Origin of the sequence: Ruegeria sp. HKCCA5491 (assembly GCF_013034565.1) — a bacterium.
GTDB lineage: Bacteria > Pseudomonadota > Alphaproteobacteria > Rhodobacterales > Rhodobacteraceae > Ruegeria.
The window spans coordinates 194,572-213,617 of sequence record NZ_WQGG01000002.1 but is presented as its reverse complement, the minus strand read 5'-3'; the positions used below and the strand labels follow the sequence as shown (position 1 = coordinate 213,617).

At 58.3% G+C, this 19,046-nt stretch carries 19 protein-coding genes; 9 read left to right on the top strand and 10 right to left on the bottom strand.

The features are described from left to right. Window positions 1-14 precede the first annotated feature (14 nt). From GOV88_RS04785 to GOV88_RS04765, 5 genes are all read right to left on the bottom strand, one after another. The gene (locus GOV88_RS04785) at window positions 15-536 is read right to left on the bottom strand and encodes a DUF2478 domain-containing protein (protein ID WP_171120569.1); all 522 of its coding nucleotides are present in this window, start codon (window positions 534-536) and stop codon (window positions 15-17) included. 69 nt (window positions 537-605) lie between these two features. Further along, window positions 606-1,271 (bottom strand): NnrU family protein, encoded by a 666-nt coding sequence (locus GOV88_RS04780; protein WP_171239690.1) that lies wholly within the window; start codon window positions 1,269-1,271, stop codon window positions 606-608. Window positions 1,272-1,373: 102 nt separating this feature from the next. Next, complete coding sequence (locus tag GOV88_RS04775; RefSeq protein ID WP_171239689.1) at window positions 1,374-3,434, bottom strand: proline/glycine betaine ABC transporter permease; 2,061 nt, start codon at window positions 3,432-3,434, stop codon at window positions 1,374-1,376. After that, complete coding sequence (locus GOV88_RS04770) at window positions 3,431-4,480, bottom strand: betaine/proline/choline family ABC transporter ATP-binding protein (protein ID WP_171122444.1); 1,050 nt, start codon at window positions 4,478-4,480, stop codon at window positions 3,431-3,433. The genes GOV88_RS04775 and GOV88_RS04770 overlap by 4 nt, the downstream gene beginning before the upstream one ends. 10 nt (window positions 4,481-4,490) lie before the next feature. Then, a complete protein-coding gene (locus tag GOV88_RS04765; protein WP_171239688.1) occupies window positions 4,491-5,441 on the bottom strand; it encodes an ABC transporter substrate-binding protein in 951 nt (316 codons plus the stop codon). 391 nt (window positions 5,442-5,832) lie between these two features. Between GOV88_RS04765 and GOV88_RS04760 the strand changes: the two genes are divergently transcribed. Next, a complete protein-coding gene (locus tag GOV88_RS04760) occupies window positions 5,833-6,495 on the top strand; it encodes a DNA-3-methyladenine glycosylase I (protein WP_171239687.1) in 663 nt (220 codons plus the stop codon). 41 nt (window positions 6,496-6,536) lie between these two features. Next, window positions 6,537-7,223, top strand: coding sequence for a hypothetical protein (locus tag GOV88_RS04755; RefSeq protein WP_171120557.1), 687 nt, complete (start codon window positions 6,537-6,539; stop codon window positions 7,221-7,223). 3 nt (window positions 7,224-7,226) lie between these two features. Here GOV88_RS04755 and GOV88_RS04750 read toward each other — a convergent pair whose 3' ends face one another. Then, window positions 7,227-7,631, bottom strand: coding sequence for a c-type cytochrome (locus tag GOV88_RS04750; RefSeq protein ID WP_171120555.1), 405 nt, complete (start codon window positions 7,629-7,631; stop codon window positions 7,227-7,229). Between the two features lie 92 nt (window positions 7,632-7,723). Here GOV88_RS04750 and GOV88_RS04745 point away from each other — a divergent pair, with 92 nt between their 5' ends. After that, window positions 7,724-8,161, top strand: a complete 438-nt coding sequence (locus tag GOV88_RS04745; protein ID WP_171120553.1) for a DMT family transporter — start codon at window positions 7,724-7,726, stop codon at window positions 8,159-8,161. On the opposite strand, the gene GOV88_RS04740 is transcribed toward GOV88_RS04745, so the two are convergent. Together GOV88_RS04740 and GOV88_RS04735 are read right to left on the bottom strand one after the other, a co-directional pair. Beyond that, a complete protein-coding gene (locus tag GOV88_RS04740) occupies window positions 8,145-8,831 on the bottom strand; it encodes an ABC transporter ATP-binding protein (RefSeq protein ID WP_171120551.1) in 687 nt (228 codons plus the stop codon). The genes GOV88_RS04745 and GOV88_RS04740 overlap by 17 nt on opposite strands. Beyond that, window positions 8,824-10,119 (bottom strand): lipoprotein-releasing ABC transporter permease subunit, encoded by a 1,296-nt coding sequence (locus GOV88_RS04735; protein WP_171120549.1) that lies wholly within the window; start codon window positions 10,117-10,119, stop codon window positions 8,824-8,826. The genes GOV88_RS04740 and GOV88_RS04735 overlap by 8 nt, the downstream gene beginning before the upstream one ends. On the opposite strand from GOV88_RS04735, the gene GOV88_RS20440 reads away from it, so the two are divergent. Continuing rightward, complete coding sequence (locus GOV88_RS20440) at window positions 10,118-10,849, top strand: hypothetical protein (RefSeq protein WP_254449167.1); 732 nt, start codon at window positions 10,118-10,120, stop codon at window positions 10,847-10,849. The two genes, GOV88_RS04735 and GOV88_RS20440, sit on opposite strands and share 2 nt — an antisense overlap. Here GOV88_RS20440 and GOV88_RS04725 read toward each other — a convergent pair. Together GOV88_RS04725 and proS are read right to left on the bottom strand one after the other, a co-directional pair. Then, complete coding sequence (locus GOV88_RS04725) at window positions 10,846-11,757, bottom strand: glycosyltransferase family 2 protein (protein WP_171239686.1); 912 nt, start codon at window positions 11,755-11,757, stop codon at window positions 10,846-10,848. The genes GOV88_RS20440 and GOV88_RS04725 overlap by 4 nt on opposite strands. Continuing rightward, on the bottom strand, window positions 11,741-13,081 hold the full coding sequence (gene proS, locus GOV88_RS04720) for a proline--tRNA ligase (RefSeq protein ID WP_171239685.1): 1,341 nt from the start codon (window positions 13,079-13,081) through the stop codon (window positions 11,741-11,743). The genes GOV88_RS04725 and proS overlap by 17 nt, the downstream gene beginning before the upstream one ends. 167 nt (window positions 13,082-13,248) lie before the next feature. On the opposite strand from proS, the gene GOV88_RS04715 reads away from it, so the two are divergent. The 5 genes from GOV88_RS04715 to GOV88_RS04695 all read left to right on the top strand — a co-directional run bounded on the left by GOV88_RS04715 (window position 13,249) and on the right by GOV88_RS04695 (window position 19,045). Further along, on the top strand, window positions 13,249-14,613 hold the full coding sequence (locus GOV88_RS04715; RefSeq protein WP_171239684.1) for an FAD-dependent oxidoreductase: 1,365 nt from the start codon (window positions 13,249-13,251) through the stop codon (window positions 14,611-14,613). Next, window positions 14,613-15,587, top strand: a complete 975-nt coding sequence (locus tag GOV88_RS04710) for an isopenicillin N synthase family oxygenase (RefSeq protein WP_171239683.1) — start codon at window positions 14,613-14,615, stop codon at window positions 15,585-15,587. Before GOV88_RS04715 ends, GOV88_RS04710 begins: the two co-directional genes overlap by 1 nt. 91 nt (window positions 15,588-15,678) lie before the next feature. Beyond that, window positions 15,679-16,761, top strand: a complete 1,083-nt coding sequence (locus GOV88_RS04705) for an AI-2E family transporter (RefSeq protein WP_171239682.1) — start codon at window positions 15,679-15,681, stop codon at window positions 16,759-16,761. Then, window positions 16,762-17,451 carry a DnaA ATPase domain-containing protein gene (locus GOV88_RS04700; protein ID WP_171120540.1) on the top strand — a complete coding sequence of 230 codons (690 nt, stop codon included), beginning with the start codon at window positions 16,762-16,764 and terminating at the stop codon, window positions 17,449-17,451. It abuts the gene before it with no gap. 49 nt (window positions 17,452-17,500) lie between these two features. Next, a complete protein-coding gene (locus GOV88_RS04695) occupies window positions 17,501-19,045 on the top strand; it encodes a Ppx/GppA family phosphatase (protein WP_171120539.1) in 1,545 nt (514 codons plus the stop codon). Window position 19,046: the final 1 nt, after the last annotated feature.

The following is a 19,046-nucleotide window of genomic DNA, read 5'->3' as shown; positions in this document are numbered from 1 at the left end:
AACGGCAACTAAGATCAGGCGGCCGCCGCGCGCTCTGCTGTTACGCGGGCGAACCACTCGATGATCGCGTCGACCTCGGGTGCGATCTGTTCGGCTGCCCCATCGGTGAAGGCTTCGAATTTTTCCCTGTTCAACCCATTCACTCCAACCAGAACCGGAATGTCCAGCGCAAGCGCCTCGGCGATAACAGGGCGAAAACCGCGCCCGTCGGCTTCGTGTTTGCCGAACTTGTTCACGACCAAGAGTTGAGGTGCATCGGCCAGTGACGAAGTGACATACCCCACGGCCTGCTCTAGTGCGGCGGGGTCCAGACGACATCCACGCGACTGTTCGCCCAGCGACTGCGAAATGCGGATCGTTTCGCCTGCGGGCAAAACACGAACATCCATGTCGCATTTGCTGCTGTCCGCGCATTCGGTGTTGGTTTGCACGACACCCGCTAGCTGTGCACCGGTTTTCAGCAACTGCTCAGCAGCCGCGCTAAGCAGTCGATCGGTTGCGCCACGCTCTGTCGTGGTTACGTAGGCCAGGTACATTCAAAGACCCCTTGATAAAACTGTGACATTCCAGATAGCACGCAAGTCGCCCTCGGACCACTCTTTGCATTATGGCAGCGGTGAAAGTCCGATCACAGACTCGTGCGCACCAAGCAGAACCAGGTACGCCGCCAGCGACGCGACCCAAACCCAAGCACGTGGCCATGGCTGCGGGACCCGCAGAGACAGCCGCGCGGTGTTGCGGGACAAACGGACCCATTCCGGCCCCATCTCGCGAGATTTGCGGCGATCAATCACAGCCATACCCATGCCTGCGAATCCAGCGAACAAACCAAACAAGATCACATGTGACAAGCTGCCATTGGCCAACAGATGTGCCACAGCCCACAGCATCAGGGCGGCCAGAACAGGGTGGCGGGTGGTGCGCAATATGCCGGGGTTCTCGGGATCAAACGGACGATGACCCAAGCCACCGAAAGAGAACGGGTTTTGCACAGACACACCACTGACAGCCAACCAGCACACAACGGGCATACACAATAGCGGAATCCACCTCAGGATCGCGAGTGGCGGAATGACCTCAACATAAGGCGCGTGGGCGGCTGCGACGATCAGCCAGACGAAAACCACCAGAGACAGGACAGAATATGCGCTGTAATACCCCCGCCGACCAAGCAATGAGATCAGATACCCGCGCACAGCGGGCCGGGCTGGAATCATATGGCTCAGAAGAAATACAATCAGCGCGGCAAAGAAAGGTCCCCAGCCCATCATCATAGACTCCGTATATTCTGCACCTGATTTACGGCAGCGCGGCTGGGCGAAACTTGTCCGAAATCAAGTCGGGGGCGGGGCAGTCGCGCTGCCCCTGCCCTTTTATAATCCCAGCGCCTTGCGGCGTTCTTCGGCAAAGCCCTGCACCATGCGGTCGGCGATCAGCGCCAGAATCGCCATCGCAGCACCAGCCGAGATGCCAAGTCCGACATCCGCCTGCCCCAGCGCCAGATAAATCGACTGGCCCAGACCGGTGGTCCCGATCAGCGCCGCAATCACCAGCATCGCAAAGGCATAAAGGATCGTCTGGTTCAGCCCCAGCAGAATGGTCGGCGCAGCATAAGGCGCACGAACATCGCGCATGATCTGCCACTCGGTGGCGCCGCTAGAGATCGCGGCCTCCATCATTTCCTCGGGCGTGTTGACCAGCCCATGCCGGGTGTAGCGGATCATTGGCACGATCGCGTAGGCGCAGATCGCAAGAAAGGCCGAGAACTCTCCGATCTGGAACACCATCAGCACTGGGATCAGGAACACGAACAAAGGGATCGTCTGCAGCATGTCACAAACGGGTCGGACGATTTTCCAGACGGGTTCCCATACGGCGCTGGCCAGACCGATCAGCCCGCCGACCACGGCGCAGGAAAACACCGCCGCACCGCTGAGGTAGAGCGACAGCAAAGCGCGCTCCCACAGGCCTGACACAAGGATGGTGCAAAGCAGCCCCACCGAGAGCGCCGCCAGTCGCCAGCCGCCCGCGACATAGCTGAGCGCGGCAGCCCCGGTCAGAACGAAGGGCCACGGAAGGTTTGCGATGCCGGTTTCCAACATGCCGATCAGGATCAGCACGACCAACCCTCCGGTCAGATGCCCGCGCCATGCCATCAGCGCGGCGATGACGGCGGCAACGATGAACAGGCCATAGCTCATGCCCGGCGTCCACTGGAATCCCCATGTGAAGGGCAGCACCGCTTGATCCAAGCCAATCCGCAGCGGCAGCAGCACGTAGAACAGAGAATTGTTCTTGAGCGCATCCAGCCACGGGCCGTTGGCCTGCGTAAAGGCGGTCAGGCCACTGTCGATCGCCTCGGCCATCGGGTCCAGCAGGGTCAGCTCGGACGGGTTCGGCAGCCACAGCCAGAAGGCGGCCGTGAACAGCACGGTAAAGCCCAGAACCGCCCAGACGACACGCTGGTCATAGCGTTTGCGCTCGGTCGCCAACGTCCCGCTCATCCGGTCGATGACGACGGCGAAGACCACGATCACAAGACCGGCCATCAGGGATTCGCCGAACTGCGCCTTGCGCATGGTCAGCAGAACCTCCCAACCGATATCATTGAAGCCACCGATTACGGCCGCGATGATCACCATCGAAAGCGCCGCCATCAGGCACTGGTTCACACCGACCATGATCTGCGTTGCCGCCGCCGGGATTTCCACCTGAAACAGTTGCTGGAACCGCGTGCCGCCAGACATGATGGCAGCCTCTTTGATTTCGGGCTCTACCCGTTCCAGCCCCAGCATCACGTTCCGCGCCATGGGCGGTGCGGCGTAGATGGCCGAGGCGATCAGACCCACCACCGGGCCAAAGCCGAACAGCAGCAAAAGCGGCGTTAGATAGGCAAAGGTCGGCACCGTCTGCATCACATCCAGCACGGCCTGAACAAAACTCTTCACGCGGGGGATTTCATTGGCAAGAATACCGATCCCGCCCCCCACAACCAGCGCCACGGGAACTGAGACAGCAACCAGCGCCAGTGTGTTCATGCTTTCGGCCCAATAGCCCGAGGCAAGTACGAATGTCAGGCCAAAAAATCCAAGCGCCGCCATGGGCAACCCGCCAAGATACCAGCCCAGCGCGGTGACAAGCCCGATCAGGATCGGCCACGGGGTATTCCCCAGCACGAAATTGGCCGCATCCATTGGATAGGTCATCAGGTCCGAGAACAATCGCATCGCCGGTTTGATGCCGTTCAGGAACCAGTCCAGAAAGGCTCCGACCCACTGGGTTGCGGGCAGCTCCCACGCGGTGGGCCATTTGACCAACCACGGGGCAATGCCCTCAAGCGCAAGGCACAGCGCGCCGACCACAGCGGTAATAAGCGCGGCCTTGGCCCCAATCGTTAGACGCGCCTGCGCGGGAACGTCGGTCATCGCGGTCATGTCTCGTCCACCTGAAGTGCCGCAGCCAGGTCGGACGGGTGGACCGTGCCAACGATATTGCCTGCCTCATCCCGCACAGGTACGGGCTCATACAGCTCCATGCAATGCGCCAGCGCGGCGTCCAGCGTCATACTGGTGGTCAAACCGGGATCATCCGGGCCACGCTCGGATTCATCACGCATGACCGAGGCGACCTTGGCGTGTTGGCCCTTGGCGACGTCTTTCGAGAATTCGCGCACATAGTCATCGACCGGGCGCAGAACGATGTCCGTCGGTGTCCCGATCTGAACGATCTTGCCATCGCGCATGATGGCGATGCGGTCGGCCAGCTTCAGCGCCTCTTGAATGTCGTGAGTGATAAAGACGATGGATTTCTTCAACGTCGCCTGAATGCGCAGGAACTCATCCTGCAACTGGCGACGGATCAGGGGATCGAGTGCCGAGAACGGCTCATCCAAAAACCAGATATCGGGGTTCACGGCCAAAGACCGCGCAATGCCCACACGTTGCCTCTGACCACCGGACAGCTGCCGGGGGAAGCTGTCCTCGCGCCCCTCAAGACCGACCAACGAGATCACTTCCTGCGCGCGGGTCAGACGTTCTTTTTTACCCACGCCCTGCACGCGCAGCGGGTAAGCGACGTTTTCGGCAACGGTCATATGCGGGAACAGGCCGAAATGCTGGAACACCATGCCCAGCTTTTTGCGGCGCAAGTCCGTCAGCACCTTTTTCGACGCGCCCATGACATTCTCACCATCCACGCGGATTTCGCCACCCGTGCCGGGAAGCAATTGCGAGATACAGCGGATCAGCGTCGACTTGCCTGAGCCCGACAGGCCCATGATGACGAACAGCTCGCCCTCTTTGACCTCGAAATTGGCGTCTTGCACGGCAGGGATGAAGCCATGTTCCCTCAGATCCGAGGCGGCCTTGTCGGCGTCATTCCCTGACCGAGACAGCGCGTCGGTCAGGGCCTTGTCAGCACCTTGGCCAAAAACCTGCCAGAGGTTCTGGCAGGCGATGGCTGGCATTTTAGCGTCAGTCACTTAGGCTGGCTCACTGCGTTGCTGCGTCAACGACCGGACGCCACTTGCCTTCGTTCTCGGCCATCCATGCCGCGACAACTTCTTCAACTTTACCGCCGTCGACGTCAATCGCGCCCATCATCGGCTGCTGGTCTTCGACCGCCAGTTGATAGTTGGTAAGGATCTCATAAGCAGCAGGCCATTTGTCTTCCATGCCGCTCCAGCTTGCCTTGAAGATGCGGGAGGGCGAGAAATCGCAGTCGTTTACCGCGTTCGGGTTCGGCCCCCAGGATGGGTCGTTAAAGCACGCTTCTTCACCTGCTGGCAGCTCGACGAATTGCACGTCATAGGCCGACATCGCCCAATGCGGCTGCCAGAAAGTGATCAGCAACGGCGATTTACGCTCGGTCGAGGCACGCAGTTCGGCAATCAGCGCGCCTTCAGACCCGGCAGGAACGGCTTTGAACGGCAGTTCCAGGCCAGTCATCCGGTCCGCGCCGGGGGTGCCCCAATCGGCCGGGTAATCCACCAAACGACCGCCGGGCAGCGTTTCCGCAGTTGCAAAGACCTGCGCGCAGTCTTTCAGGGCTTCCCAGGCAGGCAGGCCCGGACACAGTTCGGCCACGTGCGCGGGATACGCAATGCCTTCCTTGGCATCGAGGCCCAGATCACCGATTTCAACGACGGTGCCTTCCTCAACCTTTTTGGCATACTCATCCGAGACATTCGACGACCAGATCTCCAGCGTTGCATCGATATCGCCATCGGCCAACGCCTGGAACTGGTTCATCATGCCTGCAGTGACATATTCCACGTTATAGCCCGCGGCCTTGAGCATCTCACCGGCAACATGTGTCGTGACATGCTGGCCGGTCCATTCATTGATCGCCAGTCTGATCGGTTCGTCCACAGCGCCCATATCGGCTGCGTATGCAGATCCGGCTACCGTCATCGCCAAAAGGCTTACACTCAGTTTTTTCATCGACATTCTCCCTGTCTTCTATTCTTTGCCCAGACCGGCGCGATCGCACGCCGGAAAGCTTGTCGCATGACAATACCATGTCGCAACATGCACAAATTTGGCTAGGAAAGGAAAGTGAACAGTTTGATGCATGGCTGGGTCGCCATGATCGAAATCCCACCTGATTCCCCGCCTTTCACTATGCGCCGCGCCCCACCCCTTGTGTTTACGCCATATTCATCGAGGCGGGAAGTTGATTGACGAGTCAATCACAAACCAAAATCGTACAGTTTGTCGAGCATTTCTTTTAAGTATTGAGTGATTTTCTGACCCTCGCCCAAGAATTGATCTTCCGTACATGCCTTGCATCACCGGCACATAAACACGACCCTGAGGTCGGAGGGCGTTTTTTATGCATCATTTCGACGAGATCTTTTCCATAGCAGCTAAACGGCATGGCGGTCACGGCGCGTTGGATCAAAAACTCAGCAAACCCAAAACCATAGATGAACTTGATGCGGTTCCGGATGACCGCTGGCTTGCGATCATAACCAAGTGCATCTTTCAGGCTGGGTTCAACTGGAAAGTCATTGAGGCCAAATGGGATGGCTTTGAAGCGGCCTTTGATGGGTTCGATGTCGGGCGCTGTGCTTTCATGGATGACGAAAAGTTCGACTCGCTGCTGCAAGACACCCGAATCGTGCGAAACGGTACAAAAATCGCGACCGTCAGAGACAATGCGGCCTTTCTTCTTGAACTGCGGCAAGAAGGGGGTGCAGGCAAGGTGCTGGGCGGATGGCCTTCGACAGATTTCATCGGATTGCTAACGATGCTGGGCAAGCGAGGGTCGCGTCTGGGTGGGGCCTCGGCCCAATACGCCATGCGGTTTGCCGGGCGCGACAGTTTCATCCTTTCGCAGGACGTGACCGCCCGGCTGATTGCAGAAGGGGTTGTGGACAAGGCCCCGACGTCCAAGAAAGCGATGATTGCCGTTCAGGATGCGTTCAATGTCTGGATGGACCAATCGGGCCGGTCGCTAACCGAAATCAGCCGTGTTTTGGCAATGAGTGTATGAAAACGGGTTACAGAGTGATTGCAACGCACTAGGCTTTGAACATGATGCGCCTTATTTTGATGACGTTTCTATTGCTGTTTGCCTCCTGTGGACGGCCGCTGACGGATCAGGAGGTAGCCTTTGCCAGCGCTGTTCAGGGCGACACGCTGAATCTTGAAAGCGTGCGACTGGTCGAGGGCGCCCCGGTCGCGCCAATTACGTTTTATCGTGAAAAGCGACCACGCCTTGCCTGCCGGGAACGTATTCTACCCCCGGCTGAGGAAGGTGTTGTAACAGCGAAACCCGCAGCCGTTGCCCTGTTCAATCGCGTCTACTTCACACGCGAATGGTATCTGGAAGACTATATGTCTGACTTTCCGGAACAAATGGACCTGATCGCCGCGATGCTTCTGGCCCACGAACTGACCCATGTCTGGCAGTGGCAGAACCGCAAGACAACGGGATATCACCCCTTGCGGGCGGCGGCCGAGCATGGCGGCAACAAGGACCCCTACCTGTTTGATCTGGATACCTCGCCTGATTTCCTTTCCTACGGGTTTGAACAACAGGGCGCGATTGTCGAGGAATATGTGTGCTGCCGGGCGCTGGACCCGACCGCTCCGCGTACAATGCGGTTGCACGAAATGCTGGGCCAGCATTTCGACCTGTCGCCATTGCCAAAGCAAGAACGGGAACGAGCCGTGGTTATCCCTTGGTCCGAGGCAAAGGTTGAAGGCATCTGCCGCTAAAAATCAGCCACCCTGAATCGTCTCAAGATACGCGACCAGATCAACAATCGGCTGGCTGGTTAAGATAGGCTGACCTTCAGGTGTTTTCATTGAGGTGTCCTGCCCGTCAAAATAAGGCCCGTATACCGGCATCGGGCTGCCGTGGCTGACCAGAGGGTCGCGCCCGTCAATGCGGGCAACAACCCGGGCCGTAGGGAACACTCCGCCGTCACCGGAAAGCTGGGTCAGGTCGGTCGGTTGAATAACCAAAACGCCGGCCATAGGCCCATGACCTGTTGCGTCGATCCCGTGACAGGTCGCGCAATAGTGCTGATAAAGTTCGGCCCCGGTCTCAACGTCCTGGGCGACTGCCTGAGAGGCCACCGCCATCAGCCCTAAAGAAACAGCCCCGAGTATCCGTCTGGTCATCCTATCCTCCTGTCGCGATTGACATTTGCAGGCTTGCCCGAAGGCCCGCTTGGCGCAATGATCCAGATCAACGAAGCAGGAGGGTTCGGGCGATGACACAATACGCAGCTATTATGCTGGCAGCCGGGATTGGTGTGCCTATCCTTGCGGCCCTGAACGCGGCGTTGGGAAAGCTGATCGGCTCACCCACCACCGCCGCAGTGATCCTGTTTGCCATCGCCTTTCTGTCATCCGCTTTGGTGATGCTGTTGTTTCCCGGTGTCAGCGCATTGTCCAAAGTCACTGACGCCCCCAAACACCTTTTGCTGGGCGGCGTCCTGATCGCCTTTTACGTCCTGTCGATCACCCATGTCGCGCCACATTTCGGCGTTGGCAACGCGGTGTTTTTCGTGCTTGTGGGGCAGTTAATCAGCGCGGCCGCCATCGACCACTTTGGGCTGTTTGGCGCGCAGGTCACACCTTTGACCTGGATTCGCGCGGGCGGCATCGCAGTTATGGCGGCCGGGGTCGCAATTACTCAACTGGCTTAAGCACACCACCATCCAGCCGCAGCTTGCGGTCCATCCGCGCCGCAAGATCCATATTGTGCGTCGCGATCAGGGCTGAAAGCCCCTCGTCCCGCACCAACGCCATCAGCGCGTCGAACACCTGATCCGATGTCTCAGGGTCCAGATTGCCTGTGGGTTCATCGGCCAGCAAAACGCGGGGTTTGTTGGCCAAAGCACGGCAAAACGCCACCCGCTGCTGCTCGCCCCCCGACAGGGCTGCGGGGCGGTGATCCGCGCGGGCGGCAACACCTACGCGGTCCAAAAGGGTCATCGCTCTGTTCTGAGCAACTTTTTCCGAAACGCCGTTGGCCAGTTGCGGCAGGATAATATTCTCAAGCGCCGTGAACTCGGGCAACAGATGGTGAAACTGATAGACGAACCCGACATCCTGCCGCCTGAGCGCGGTACGGGTGCGGTCGCCTTTTCCGGTGACACTTTGCCCGGCTATTTCCACCGTCCCCGCATCGGGCGTGTCCAGCAAACCGGCGATATGCAAGAGGGTCGATTTACCGGCACCCGACGGCGCGACAAGCGCAACCGCCTCACCCGCGCGCAGGTCCAGATCAACACCGCGCAGAACCTGCACCTCGCCCGGCGTTCCTTTCAGGTAGGTCTTGGTCAGACCGTCCAACCGCAACGTGATATCACTCATAGCGCAGCGCCTCTACCGGGTTCAGCCGCGCCGCGCGACGGGCCGGGAAATAGGTGACAAAAAAGGACAGACCCAGAGACAATCCAACCGCCTTCAACACGTCGACCAAGTGCAACTCGGCGGGCAAAGCGTAAATCCCGCGTATGGATGGATCCCAGACCCCGCCGCCCATAACAAAGTTCACAAAACTGAAAATCGGATCAATATAGATCGCAAACAAACACCCCAACGCCACACCCATCCCGGTGCCGATGATCCCCGTAAAGGCCCCGCAGATAAAAAACACCCTAAGCACCGACCCTTCACTCAGGCCGATTGTTCGCAGAATTCCGATGTCCCGACCCTTGTTTTTGACCAGCATGATCAACCCGGACACAATGTTCATCGCGGCAATCAGCACAAGGATCGACAGGATGATAAACATGACGTTGTCCTCGACTTCAAGCGCGCGCAGAAACCCGCCTGATGCGTCCTGCCATGTCCAGATGCGGCTGTTTTCTCCAGCGGCCTGCAAGATCAGATATATGGTTGGGTCCAGCTCTTCGGGCTGATCCACCATGACTTCGATCTCGTCAGCGACACCTTCGCGGTTAAAAAAGCCCTGCGCCTGCTCGAACGGCATGTATACACGTGTGCGATCGATGTCATAGCGCCCGGCCGAAAACACATATACCACGCGATAGGCATTAACCCGCGGCGACGTACCAAACGCGGTCTTCACGCCGTTGGGCGACGTCAGTTTGACCGTGTCCCCAACGGTCGCGCCGATGCTGCGGGCCACCCCCGATCCGATGGCGATCACATCCTCGCCGTTCTGAAATTGCGAAAGATCGCCGGCGGCCTGCTCACTTTCGGCCACCCCCGGCAGATCAAGCAGGTCATCGGGCTGAATACCAAACACTTCGACCCCGCTGCTGCGGTCGCGGTTGGTGATCAACACCTGCCCTTTAACCAAAGGCGCGGCTCGGTTCACTCCGGGGACCTCTGCAATACGCCCAGCCATGTCTGTATAATCCGCGATGGTGCGGTCCAAGCGGCCTTGCGCATCCATCTCTCCGGCCGAGTAAACCGTGACATGCGCATTGGCCCCCAGAATGGTCCCCACGAATTCTGATCGGAAACCAGACCGCACCGCCAATGTCGCGATCAGAGCGAAGACCGCCAGTGTGATCCCGATCAGCGAGATCCACGTCATGACACTTACGCCACCTTCCGCACGGCGCGCGCGCAGGTACCGCCAGGCGATCTTCCATTCAAAGGGGGCAAAGGGCGGGGGCGTCGTGGCCATGTCTGCTCCGGTTCTTATTACTTGGCGCGACCCTTTCGGCATTTCACCCGATGGTCAAGTTCGTTATGCGCCACCTGGGCCCGGATGGGCAACAGAGCCTTCTGACCCGGCGCGAATCACCCGTGAAGCCAGAACACCCTCTCCGCCAAAAGGAGAGAGTCACGCTACTTCCTACACCTTTGGTTGTGACGCCCTTCACAGACAAACACCAATTGTTTCAGCTATGAAGCCAATGTGGCAGTTGCGTGAACGACTGAACTCGAAATGCAACATTCATCAAGCAACTTTGTTTCGCCTTTTGCTTATTTTCAGAAACTTTGTCACCCTAGGTTTAAGGGGGATACCATTTTCAGAGCGGGAGACGCTCATGTTAGTAAAGAGTAGTACGGAATTGATGGACCCGATATTGGTCCGAAATGCATCTTCAGAGTTGGATTGCGAAACCGCTGCGCTATTGCGCGCAACCATCCGCCCGATATTCGATACTGCGGCAAGCTGGGCAAATTTGTCCGATATCCTAAGAGATAAAGGTTACCGCCTCGCCTTTCGCGAAGGGCGGATGTGCATCACAGATCGCACGACGGACGAACGTGTTTGCGGGATTCGTTTTCTAGGGTTCGAGTTCAAAGAACTGGTCAAACGTCTGGGACGTCCGATCGTCGTTGCACGTGGCAACAACAGCGCCGATGGCGAAATTCTTTCTGAACGGCCGGACGCACAGCGCGGCTAGTAGCTGCGCCAGAATTGAGCTTTGCGTCTTAGTGTCTTTGACAGGCTGTATAGCGCAGCGCGTGCGATCGCAGGCTTCGACAGGGATTTCATCAAAATAGCACCGGACACCCGAACCGGCAGATGGCCTTGTCTGTACCACCCCAGTCGATCTTCATCCGTATATCGGGACATATCGCAGAACTGGCTATAGTTCTTGAACCAACTCGCGGCCATTTCAGCACCCGCGGCATCGGTGTCCGCAGACACCCCACCAATCCGAAACAGAGACACCGGCATCTGTAACCGATGACCGGAATGGCCGGACAAAATCATCCGCAAAACCATGTCGTAATCCGCAGCAATCTGAAACTGCAGGTCATGTCCACCCATTTCCAAGAACAGAGATCTTTTCAGGACCATCGCATTGTGACCGAATGGCAGACGTTGAAGAATGGACTTTGGCGTCAGTCGGCGCGCGTGGCGCCGGTTGCCTTCATCGTCAAAGAAAACCGTTTCCCCATAAACAAAATCAGGCTTCCCGGGCACGATGGCTTTCTGGACATTCGCTAGGCTGTCTGCATCCGCGATCAAGTCATCAGAATTCAGAAACAGCACATATTCCCCGGCACAACGCGCAACCGCTTGGTTCATCGCATCATAAAGGCTTTTGTCCGCCTCACAGAAATACCGCACCGGGATCAGATCGCCTGATTTTTCGATCTTTTGAATCGCGCCCTCAAGCAGCTCTTGCGTGCCATCGGTGGACTGACCGTCCCAGACCACATGCTCAACGTTGCGGAACGTCTGCGCCTGCACACTGTCAAGCGCGGCAAGGACTTGGTCACCCCGCCCCGCTTCGATCAGGTTTCTGGTTACAGTAACGACCGAGATCAGCGGCCCGGGGTGCTGTTCAAGCGATTTGCTCATAGATTTCGGCAACTTTCGTAACGGCGGCCTCTGGGCTAAGCTCTTCGCTTTCCCCGGTGCGGCGGCAGGTCAGTTCAACCACACCGTTTTTCAGACCGCGCGGACCAACGGTGATGCGCCACGGCAGACCGATCAGGTCCATAGTCGCGAACTTGCCCCCTGCCCGTTCGTTGCGGTCATCATAAAGCGGCTCAAGCCCCAGAGCGGTCAGCGCAGCGTAGAGTTTGTCACAAGCGGCGTCAGCTTCTTCGTCACCTTGCTTGAGATTCACGATCCCGCAATGGAACGGCGTCACGCCCTCGGGCCAGATGATGCCCTTGTCGTCATGGCTGGCCTCGATGATCGCGCCAATCAGGCGACTGACGCCGATGCCGTGGCTGCCCATGTGAACAGGGGTCGGTTTACCATCGGGGCCTTGAACGGTTGCGCCCATGGCTTCCGAATACTTGGTGCCAAAGTAGAAGATCTGCCCCACTTCGATCCCGCGCGCCACGCGGCGGCGGTCCTCGGGCACCTGATTAAACAGCGCCTCGTCGTGGGTTTCATCGGTGCGCGCGTATTTCGAGGTGAACTCCTCCAAAATCGCCTGACATTGATCACGGTCGTCATAGTCAATCTGACGATCACCAAAACTCAGGTCGGTTACGGCGCTGTCATAGAAGACCTCGGATTCACCGGTGTCGGCCAGCACAAGGAATTCGTGGGTATCATCGCCGCCGATAGGGCCAGAATCCGCGCGCATCGGGATGGCTTGCAGGCCCATACGTTCATATGTGCGCAGATAGCTGACCAGATGGCGGTTATAAGCGTGCAGCGCGTCTTCTTTGGTCAGGTCGAAATTGTAGCCGTCCTTCATGTAGAACTCGCGCCCCCGCATCACGCCGAAACGCGGACGGATTTCGTCGCGGAATTTCCACTGGATCTGATAGAGCGTCAGCGGCAGGTCTTTGTAGCTGTTGACGTGCCCACGAAAGATATCGGTCACCAGTTCCTCGGCGGTGGGTGTGAACAGCATATCCCGGTCGTGCCGGTCCTTCATCCGCAGCATTTCCTGACCGTAGTCATCATAGCGCCCGGATTCGCGCCACAGGTCTGCCGATTGGATGATCGGCATCTGGATCGCGATGTGGCCCGCGCGCGCCTGCTCTTCGTGGATGATGTTTTCCAGCTTGCGCAGCACTTTGAAGCCCAACGGCAACCAGGAATAAATCCCAGCGGATGCCTGCTTGATCATCCCCGCGCGCAGCATCAGCCGGTGGCTGACGATCTGAGCCTCGGAGGGGTTTTCCTTGAGAACGGGCAGAAAGTAACGGCTGAGGCGCATTGGGTGACCTTCAAAGGTGAGAATTTCGCTGCAAGGTGATTATGCCAAAGCCTCGCCGGGGGCAATCACGCATTGGTGTTTTTGCGACCTCGGGTCAGTCGCATTTTTTATTGACCCGCCAGTCAGGAAACTCAAATGTGACGGGAATGTAAAAGCAAGAGGCCGCGATGCAGACAATCTCGGAACCCGCCCGCCAAATTCCTGTTGTCCACCAGACGGATGTTCTGGTTGTGGGTTCCGGCCCTGCCGGGCTTGCCGCTGCGCTGGCCGCCGCGCGTGCCGGAGCCGAGGTGTCTTTGGTCGATCGGTTCGGCTGCATGGGCGGCAATATCACCGCCGTGGGGGTTGAGGGGTTCGCGTGGTATCGCCATGAACAAACAGTCGAGGCAGGCGGTATCGGTATGGAGTTCGAGACCCGAGCCAAGGACATGGGCGCGGCAGTGCCGGAAAGCCAGTCACTTAGCTATGAGCTGGACAGCGAAGGCTTCAAGCTGGTGGCTGACAAACTGGTCGAAGAGGCGGGCGTGCACCCCATGCTGCACCGTCAGTTCGTCGCCCCCATCATGGACGGCGACCGGATCACCGGCATCATCACCGAATCCAAAGCCGGGCGCGAGGCGATTCTGGCCCGCGTGGTAATTGACGCCACCGGCGACGCCGATGTCGCCCACCGCGCCGGTGCCCCCACCCACAAAACGGCGCGCGAGGATATGATGGCCGCCTCGGTCATGTTCCATCTGGCCGGTGTCGACAAACGCGCCTTTATGGAAGGCGTGAAGGCCGATCCGCAGACCTACAAGGACTGGGGCGGCGGCGGTGAGTGGAACATCGAGACCTCGGGCAAAGAAGACGACATGTTCTCGCCCTTCGTTCACAAACCGTTCCAGCAAGCGATTGATGCGGGGATGATCCCACCGCATCTGAACACCATCGCGGGCACGTGGGGCGCGATGCACGATACGGGTGAGCTGACCTATATGAACCTCATCCACCTGGCCGAGATTGACGGCACCGATCCCGACAGCCTGACTAAGGGTGAGATCGAGGGCCGCCGCCAATCCATGCTGGCCATCGAGGCGCTGCGTCGCTTTATGCCGGGCTGTGAAAACGCACGGCTGCGGAATTTCGGTATGACCATCGGCATCCGCGACACCCGCAAGATCGACGCGTTTTATAACATGACCGAGGATGACGCCCGCCATCAGGGTCGGTTCGAAGATACCATCGGCATCTACCCCGAATTCATCGACGGGTACGGCATCCTGATCCTGCCAACGACGGGGCGGTATATGCAGATACCGTACCGGTCCATGCTGCCCAAGGGGATCAAGGGCCTGCTGGTCGCGGGGCGTTCGCACGGATCAGACAAGGTGGCACATGCGGCTACACGCAACATGGCGTGCTGCGCCGTTATGGGGCAAGGCGCGGGAATCGCCGCCGCGCTATCACTGAAAAGCAATCAGGACGTTCACGACATGAACCTGACCCCCGTTCACAAGGAACTGGACCGCCAGGGCGTCAGGATACACTGATGGATCACATCCCGACGATAGACATCGCACCGCTGTTTGAACCGGACCACCCGCTCTATGGGCAAACAGTGGATCGAGTCATCGACGCCTGCACCGGCATCGGTTTTCTGTCCATCACCGGCACTGGAATTGAGCCCGAGACCGTAAAGACAGTACGTGCCTGTGTCCGGGAAATCTTTGCTGTCGAAGAAACCTCGAAATGGGATCAGGCGATCACGCGCGAGAATTACAGGGGATATATCCCCATGGGGTTTTTCACCCCAAATGACGGGACGGGCAAAGCAGACAAATACGAAGGCTATAAGCTGCACTATGACGTTGCCCCTGACGCAACTGTCCGGACGGATTGCAGTCTGTATGGCCCCAACATCTGGCCTAGGGAAGTGCCAGAAGCCCGTGGGATCATTCTGGACTATTGGGCCCAACTGGATGATGTCACTGACGTATTGCTGGCCGCGCTAGAAGCGGGGTTTGGATTGGAAGACAAGGTGTTACGCAAGGCATTTCACACTCCGATGACCAATATGACCCTACTGCACTATCCGCCCCAGGCCGCTGACGAAGGCGGTTACGGCATTCATCCGCACAAGGATACTGACGCCTTGACGATCATCGCGCCAGATCCGGTCGGCGGGTTGGAGGTGCAGACCCGCGACGGAGGATGGATCACCCCGGACTGCCCACCGGATGGGTTTATCGTGAATATCGGCGACATGCTGGAGCTGTGGTCAGGCGGCAGGCTTAAGTCGACGCCTCACCGGGTCGTTAATCGCTCGGGAAAAGAGCGATACTCGTTCCCCTATTTCGCAGTACCACGCTATGATGTGGTTGTTTCGCCATTATTGGACCCCCTCGACGGCTTTGATCGTCCCTCGGTCCATTGCGGCCATTGGTCTGCTGAAATTTGGCGCACAAACTGGCCCGACGAATTAGCCCACGATCAGACGCCCGAACTGGGCACGCTAGGCGATTAACCGCGCCAATAGTCCAAAGAAATGAAACGCTTGCATCGCAGGCGTTCATAAGCCAATAACTTGTCCAAGAACCGATAAAAAGGGGATGAGCATGGCTTTGCCCGTGAAGGATCAACTCAGATACTGGGGCATTGCTGCGGCGATTTTTGTGCTTCTGTTATGGGCACTTGGCGACGTTTTGCTGCCTTTTGTAATCGGTGGTGCAATTGCTTATTTTCTGGATCCCGTCGCCGACCGGCTTGAGGGGTGGGGCCTGTCGCGGATCGCGGCAACCGGACTGATAACGGTCGTTGGCGTATTGGGTTTTGTCCTGATGGTGCTGATGGTCGTGCCAGCGCTCGTCACGCAGTTGATCGAATTGATCGAGGTCCTGCCCAGCCTGATCAAGCAGCTTCGCGGTTTCATCGAACAACAGTTCCCCTCGCTTCTGGACCGCGAATCCAGCTCGCACCAATTTCTTGTGTCGTTGGGGGAAACGCTGAAATCCAAGTCCGGCGACGTGCTGCAGTCTGTCGCCGCATCGTTCAGCTCGGCCATCAATGTGGTTGTTCTGCTGGTGATCGTGCCGGTTGTTGCTGTTTACTTGCTGCTGGACTGGGATCGCATGGTCGCCCGTATCGGAGAACTGCTGCCACGCGATCATGCCCCCACCATCAAACGGCTTGCCGGGGAAATTGACGACGTCCTTGCCTCGTTCGTGCGCGGCATGGGCACGGTCTGCCTGATCCTTGGTACATATTATGCCGTTGCGCTGATGGCCGTGGGATTGCAATTCGGCCTTGTCGTAGGATTCATCGCCGGGCTGGTGACCTTTATTCCCTATCTCGGTGCGCTCATCGGCGGCATGCTGGCCATTGGATTGGCCCTGTTTCAGTTCTGGGGGGATTGGGTGCAAATTGGCCTGGTCGCCGGGATATTTGCGTTGGGTCAGGTGACCGAGGGCAACTTTCTGACCCCGAAATTGGTCGGCAATTCAGTCGGGCTGCACCCGGTGTGGTTGCTGCTGGCCTTGTCAGTCTTCGGGGCCTTGTTCGGATTTGTCGGCATGCTGATTGCCGTCCCGGTCGCGGCGGCGTTGGGCGTACTGGCACGGTTTGCCACGTCGATCTATCTGGAAAGCCGGCTATACACCGGTTTAGCAAGCGCCGAACAGGCTGACCAGAAAGACGAATAAATGGCCCAACAACTGAGCTTTGATCTTCCGGCCAAGACCGCGCTGGGGCGAGAGGATTTTTTCGTTTCCCCGGCAAACGCGCTGGCCGTTGCCATGATTTCGGCAACGTCATGGCCGGGAAATAAGCTGGTCCTCAGCGGTCCCGCCGGGGCAGGCAAGACGCATCTGGCCCATGTCTGGGCTGCCGAAACGGGCGGGCGCATTGTACAGGCGAAGGACATCACGCACGACGACGTGCCCACCCTTGCCCAATCAGCGATAGCCGTCGAAGATGTGCCCATGATCGCTGGTGATATCGAGCAGCAGAAAACGCTGTTTCACCTGCACAATCTGGTTCTGGCCGAAGGAAATGCCCTGCTGATGACAGGGCGTATGGCTCCGAAGTTCTGGGAATTGCCCCTGCCCGATCTGCAAAGCCGAATTGAAGGCGCACATCATGTCGCCCTAGACCCGCCGGATGACGCGCTGTTGGGGGCGGTTCTGGCCAAGCTATTTGTCGACAGGCAACTGAACCCCGGCCCCGAGGTCATTGCCTATCTGGTCAAGCACATGGACAGACGCTTCGAGACAGCCGCCAGTGTCGTGGCGCAACTGGACCAATTGGCGTTGTCGGAAAAACGTGAAATTACGCGGGCTTTGGCCGTGCGTGTCCTAAGTTCAGAGCGCGATGAATTCCAATCTGGTAATTGACCCGCACACGGCGATTTCGCATTCTAAGCCCGGAATATCTGGAAGAGACATGGATCAGACCGTCGAAACCGACATCCCCGACTGGGGGCCTTTCGGAAAACCTCTGTTCGATGACCCCGAGGCCCGCGCCCTGTCGCGTGTGGGTGTTGTTGATGTCGGCTCAAACTCGGTCAGGATGGTGATCTTTGACGGGGCCGCGCGATCTCCGGCGTATTTCTACAATGAAAAAGTCATGTGCGAACTTGGCGCTGGCCTTTCTGAAACCGGTCGCCTGAACCCGCGTGGGCGCGTGCGTGCGCTGTCTGCCTTGCAGAGGTTCAACCAACTGGCCGATGATCTGGGCCTTCCGGGGTTACATGTCGTAGCCACTGCCGCCGTGCGCGAGGCCGAGGACGGACCCGAGTTTTGCGCAGAGGTTTACGACCAAACTGGCCTGACGGTATCGGTAATCGACGGCGAAGAAGAGGCGCGCCTGTCTGCGCAGGGTGTCCTGTTGGGGTGGCCAGGTGCCTATGGTTTGATCTGTGACATTGGCGGATCTTCCATGGAGCTGGCCGAAATCGGCGGAGGAGAGGTCGGACGACGTGTCACCTCGGCCCTTGGCCCACTTAAACTGAGGGATATCAAGGGCGGTCGACGCGCGCGCAAGGCCCACATCAAAGAGACAATGGAAGACCTGCGCGCCCAGATGGGCCCGCAACGTGACCGTCTGTTTCTGGTCGGGGGCAGTTGGCGGGCGTTCGCACGTCTGGACATGCTGCGCCGGGGGTATCCGCTGAACGTCTTGCACGAATACCGCATGACGACGTCGCAAGTTCGCGAAACCATTAAGTTCATCGAAAAGGGCGACCCTGAGAAACTGCGCAGCCTGGCCGGGGTTTCGGGATCTCGGATGTCTCTGATCCCCTATGCGATGGACGTGCTTGCGCGGCTGGTTCGGACGTTCAAACCCAAAGACATCGCCATTTCCAGCTATGGTATCCGCGAGGGCCTGCTTTACGAACAAATGCCGCAAGTCTTGCGAGACCGCGACCCGCTCATTGAAGCTAGCCGGTTTTCCGAGGCCAAGGACGCGCGTCTTCCGGGGTTTGGCAAACACCTCTTTGACTTTGTGATGCCGCTTTTCAAATCGGCCCCCCCTGCACAAGTCAGGCTGATCAAGGCTGCGTGCCTTCTGCATGACGTAAGCTGGCGCGCCCATCCCGACTATCGGGCGGAAGTCTGTTTTGACAATGTTACACGTGCCAATCTAGGCGGGCTGAAACATTCCGAACGCGTTTTCATCGGCCTTGCGCTGCAGCATAGGTACCGCAACAAGCGCGAAGGCAACAGGTTCGCGCCCCTCTATGAATTGCTGAACGAGAAGGACCAGAAACAGGCCGAAATTTTGGGCAAGGCCATGCGGTTTGGCGCAATGCTCTGGATGCAAAGCAACGCAAAGATGGGAACATTGCGGTTCTATCCCAAAAAGCGGCAGCTAGATCTTTACCTGCCGAAATCGGCCTGTCTGCTGTTCAACGAAGTTGCCGAAGCCCGGCTGAATTCGCTAGCGTCGGCGCTGAAATCTGACACGCGCGTCATCACAAAAGGCTAAA

Bases quoted from the DNA above. Each gene is read 5' to 3' on its own strand.
- GOV88_RS04765 (WP_171239688.1), bottom strand. From the start codon at position 5,441: ATGAAAAAACTGAGTGTAAGCCTTTTGGCGATGACGGTAGCCGGATCT.
- GOV88_RS04740 (WP_171120551.1), bottom strand. From the start codon at position 8,831: ATGAGTGATATCACGTTGCGGTTGGACGGTCTGACCAAGACCTACCTG.
- GOV88_RS04785 (WP_171120569.1), bottom strand. From the start codon at position 536: ATGTACCTGGCCTACGTAACCACGACAGAGCGTGGCGCAACCGATCGA.
- GOV88_RS04725 (WP_171239686.1), bottom strand. From the start codon at position 11,757: ATGAGCAAATCGCTTGAACAGCACCCCGGGCCGCTGATCTCGGTCGTT.
- GOV88_RS04780 (WP_171239690.1), bottom strand. From the start codon at position 1,271: ATGATGGGCTGGGGACCTTTCTTTGCCGCGCTGATTGTATTTCTTCTG.
- GOV88_RS04755 (WP_171120557.1), top strand. From the start codon at position 6,537: ATGATGCGCCTTATTTTGATGACGTTTCTATTGCTGTTTGCCTCCTGT.
- GOV88_RS04735 (WP_171120549.1), bottom strand. From the start codon at position 10,119: ATGGCCACGACGCCCCCGCCCTTTGCCCCCTTTGAATGGAAGATCGCC.
- GOV88_RS04760 (WP_171239687.1), top strand. From the start codon at position 5,833: ATGCATCATTTCGACGAGATCTTTTCCATAGCAGCTAAACGGCATGGC.
- proS (WP_171239685.1), bottom strand. From the start codon at position 13,081: ATGCGCCTCAGCCGTTACTTTCTGCCCGTTCTCAAGGAAAACCCCTCC.
- GOV88_RS04745 (WP_171120553.1), top strand. From the start codon at position 7,724: ATGACACAATACGCAGCTATTATGCTGGCAGCCGGGATTGGTGTGCCT.
- GOV88_RS04700 (WP_171120540.1), top strand. From the start codon at position 16,762: ATGGCCCAACAACTGAGCTTTGATCTTCCGGCCAAGACCGCGCTGGGG.
- GOV88_RS04775 (WP_171239689.1), bottom strand. From the start codon at position 3,434: ATGACCGCGATGACCGACGTTCCCGCGCAGGCGCGTCTAACGATTGGG.
- GOV88_RS20440 (WP_254449167.1), top strand. From the start codon at position 10,118: ATGTCTGCTCCGGTTCTTATTACTTGGCGCGACCCTTTCGGCATTTCA.
- GOV88_RS04705 (WP_171239682.1), top strand. From the start codon at position 15,679: ATGGCTTTGCCCGTGAAGGATCAACTCAGATACTGGGGCATTGCTGCG.
- GOV88_RS04715 (WP_171239684.1), top strand. From the start codon at position 13,249: ATGCAGACAATCTCGGAACCCGCCCGCCAAATTCCTGTTGTCCACCAG.
- GOV88_RS04750 (WP_171120555.1), bottom strand. From the start codon at position 7,631: ATGACCAGACGGATACTCGGGGCTGTTTCTTTAGGGCTGATGGCGGTG.
- GOV88_RS04710 (WP_171239683.1), top strand. From the start codon at position 14,613: ATGGATCACATCCCGACGATAGACATCGCACCGCTGTTTGAACCGGAC.
- GOV88_RS04695 (WP_171120539.1), top strand. From the start codon at position 17,501: ATGGATCAGACCGTCGAAACCGACATCCCCGACTGGGGGCCTTTCGGA.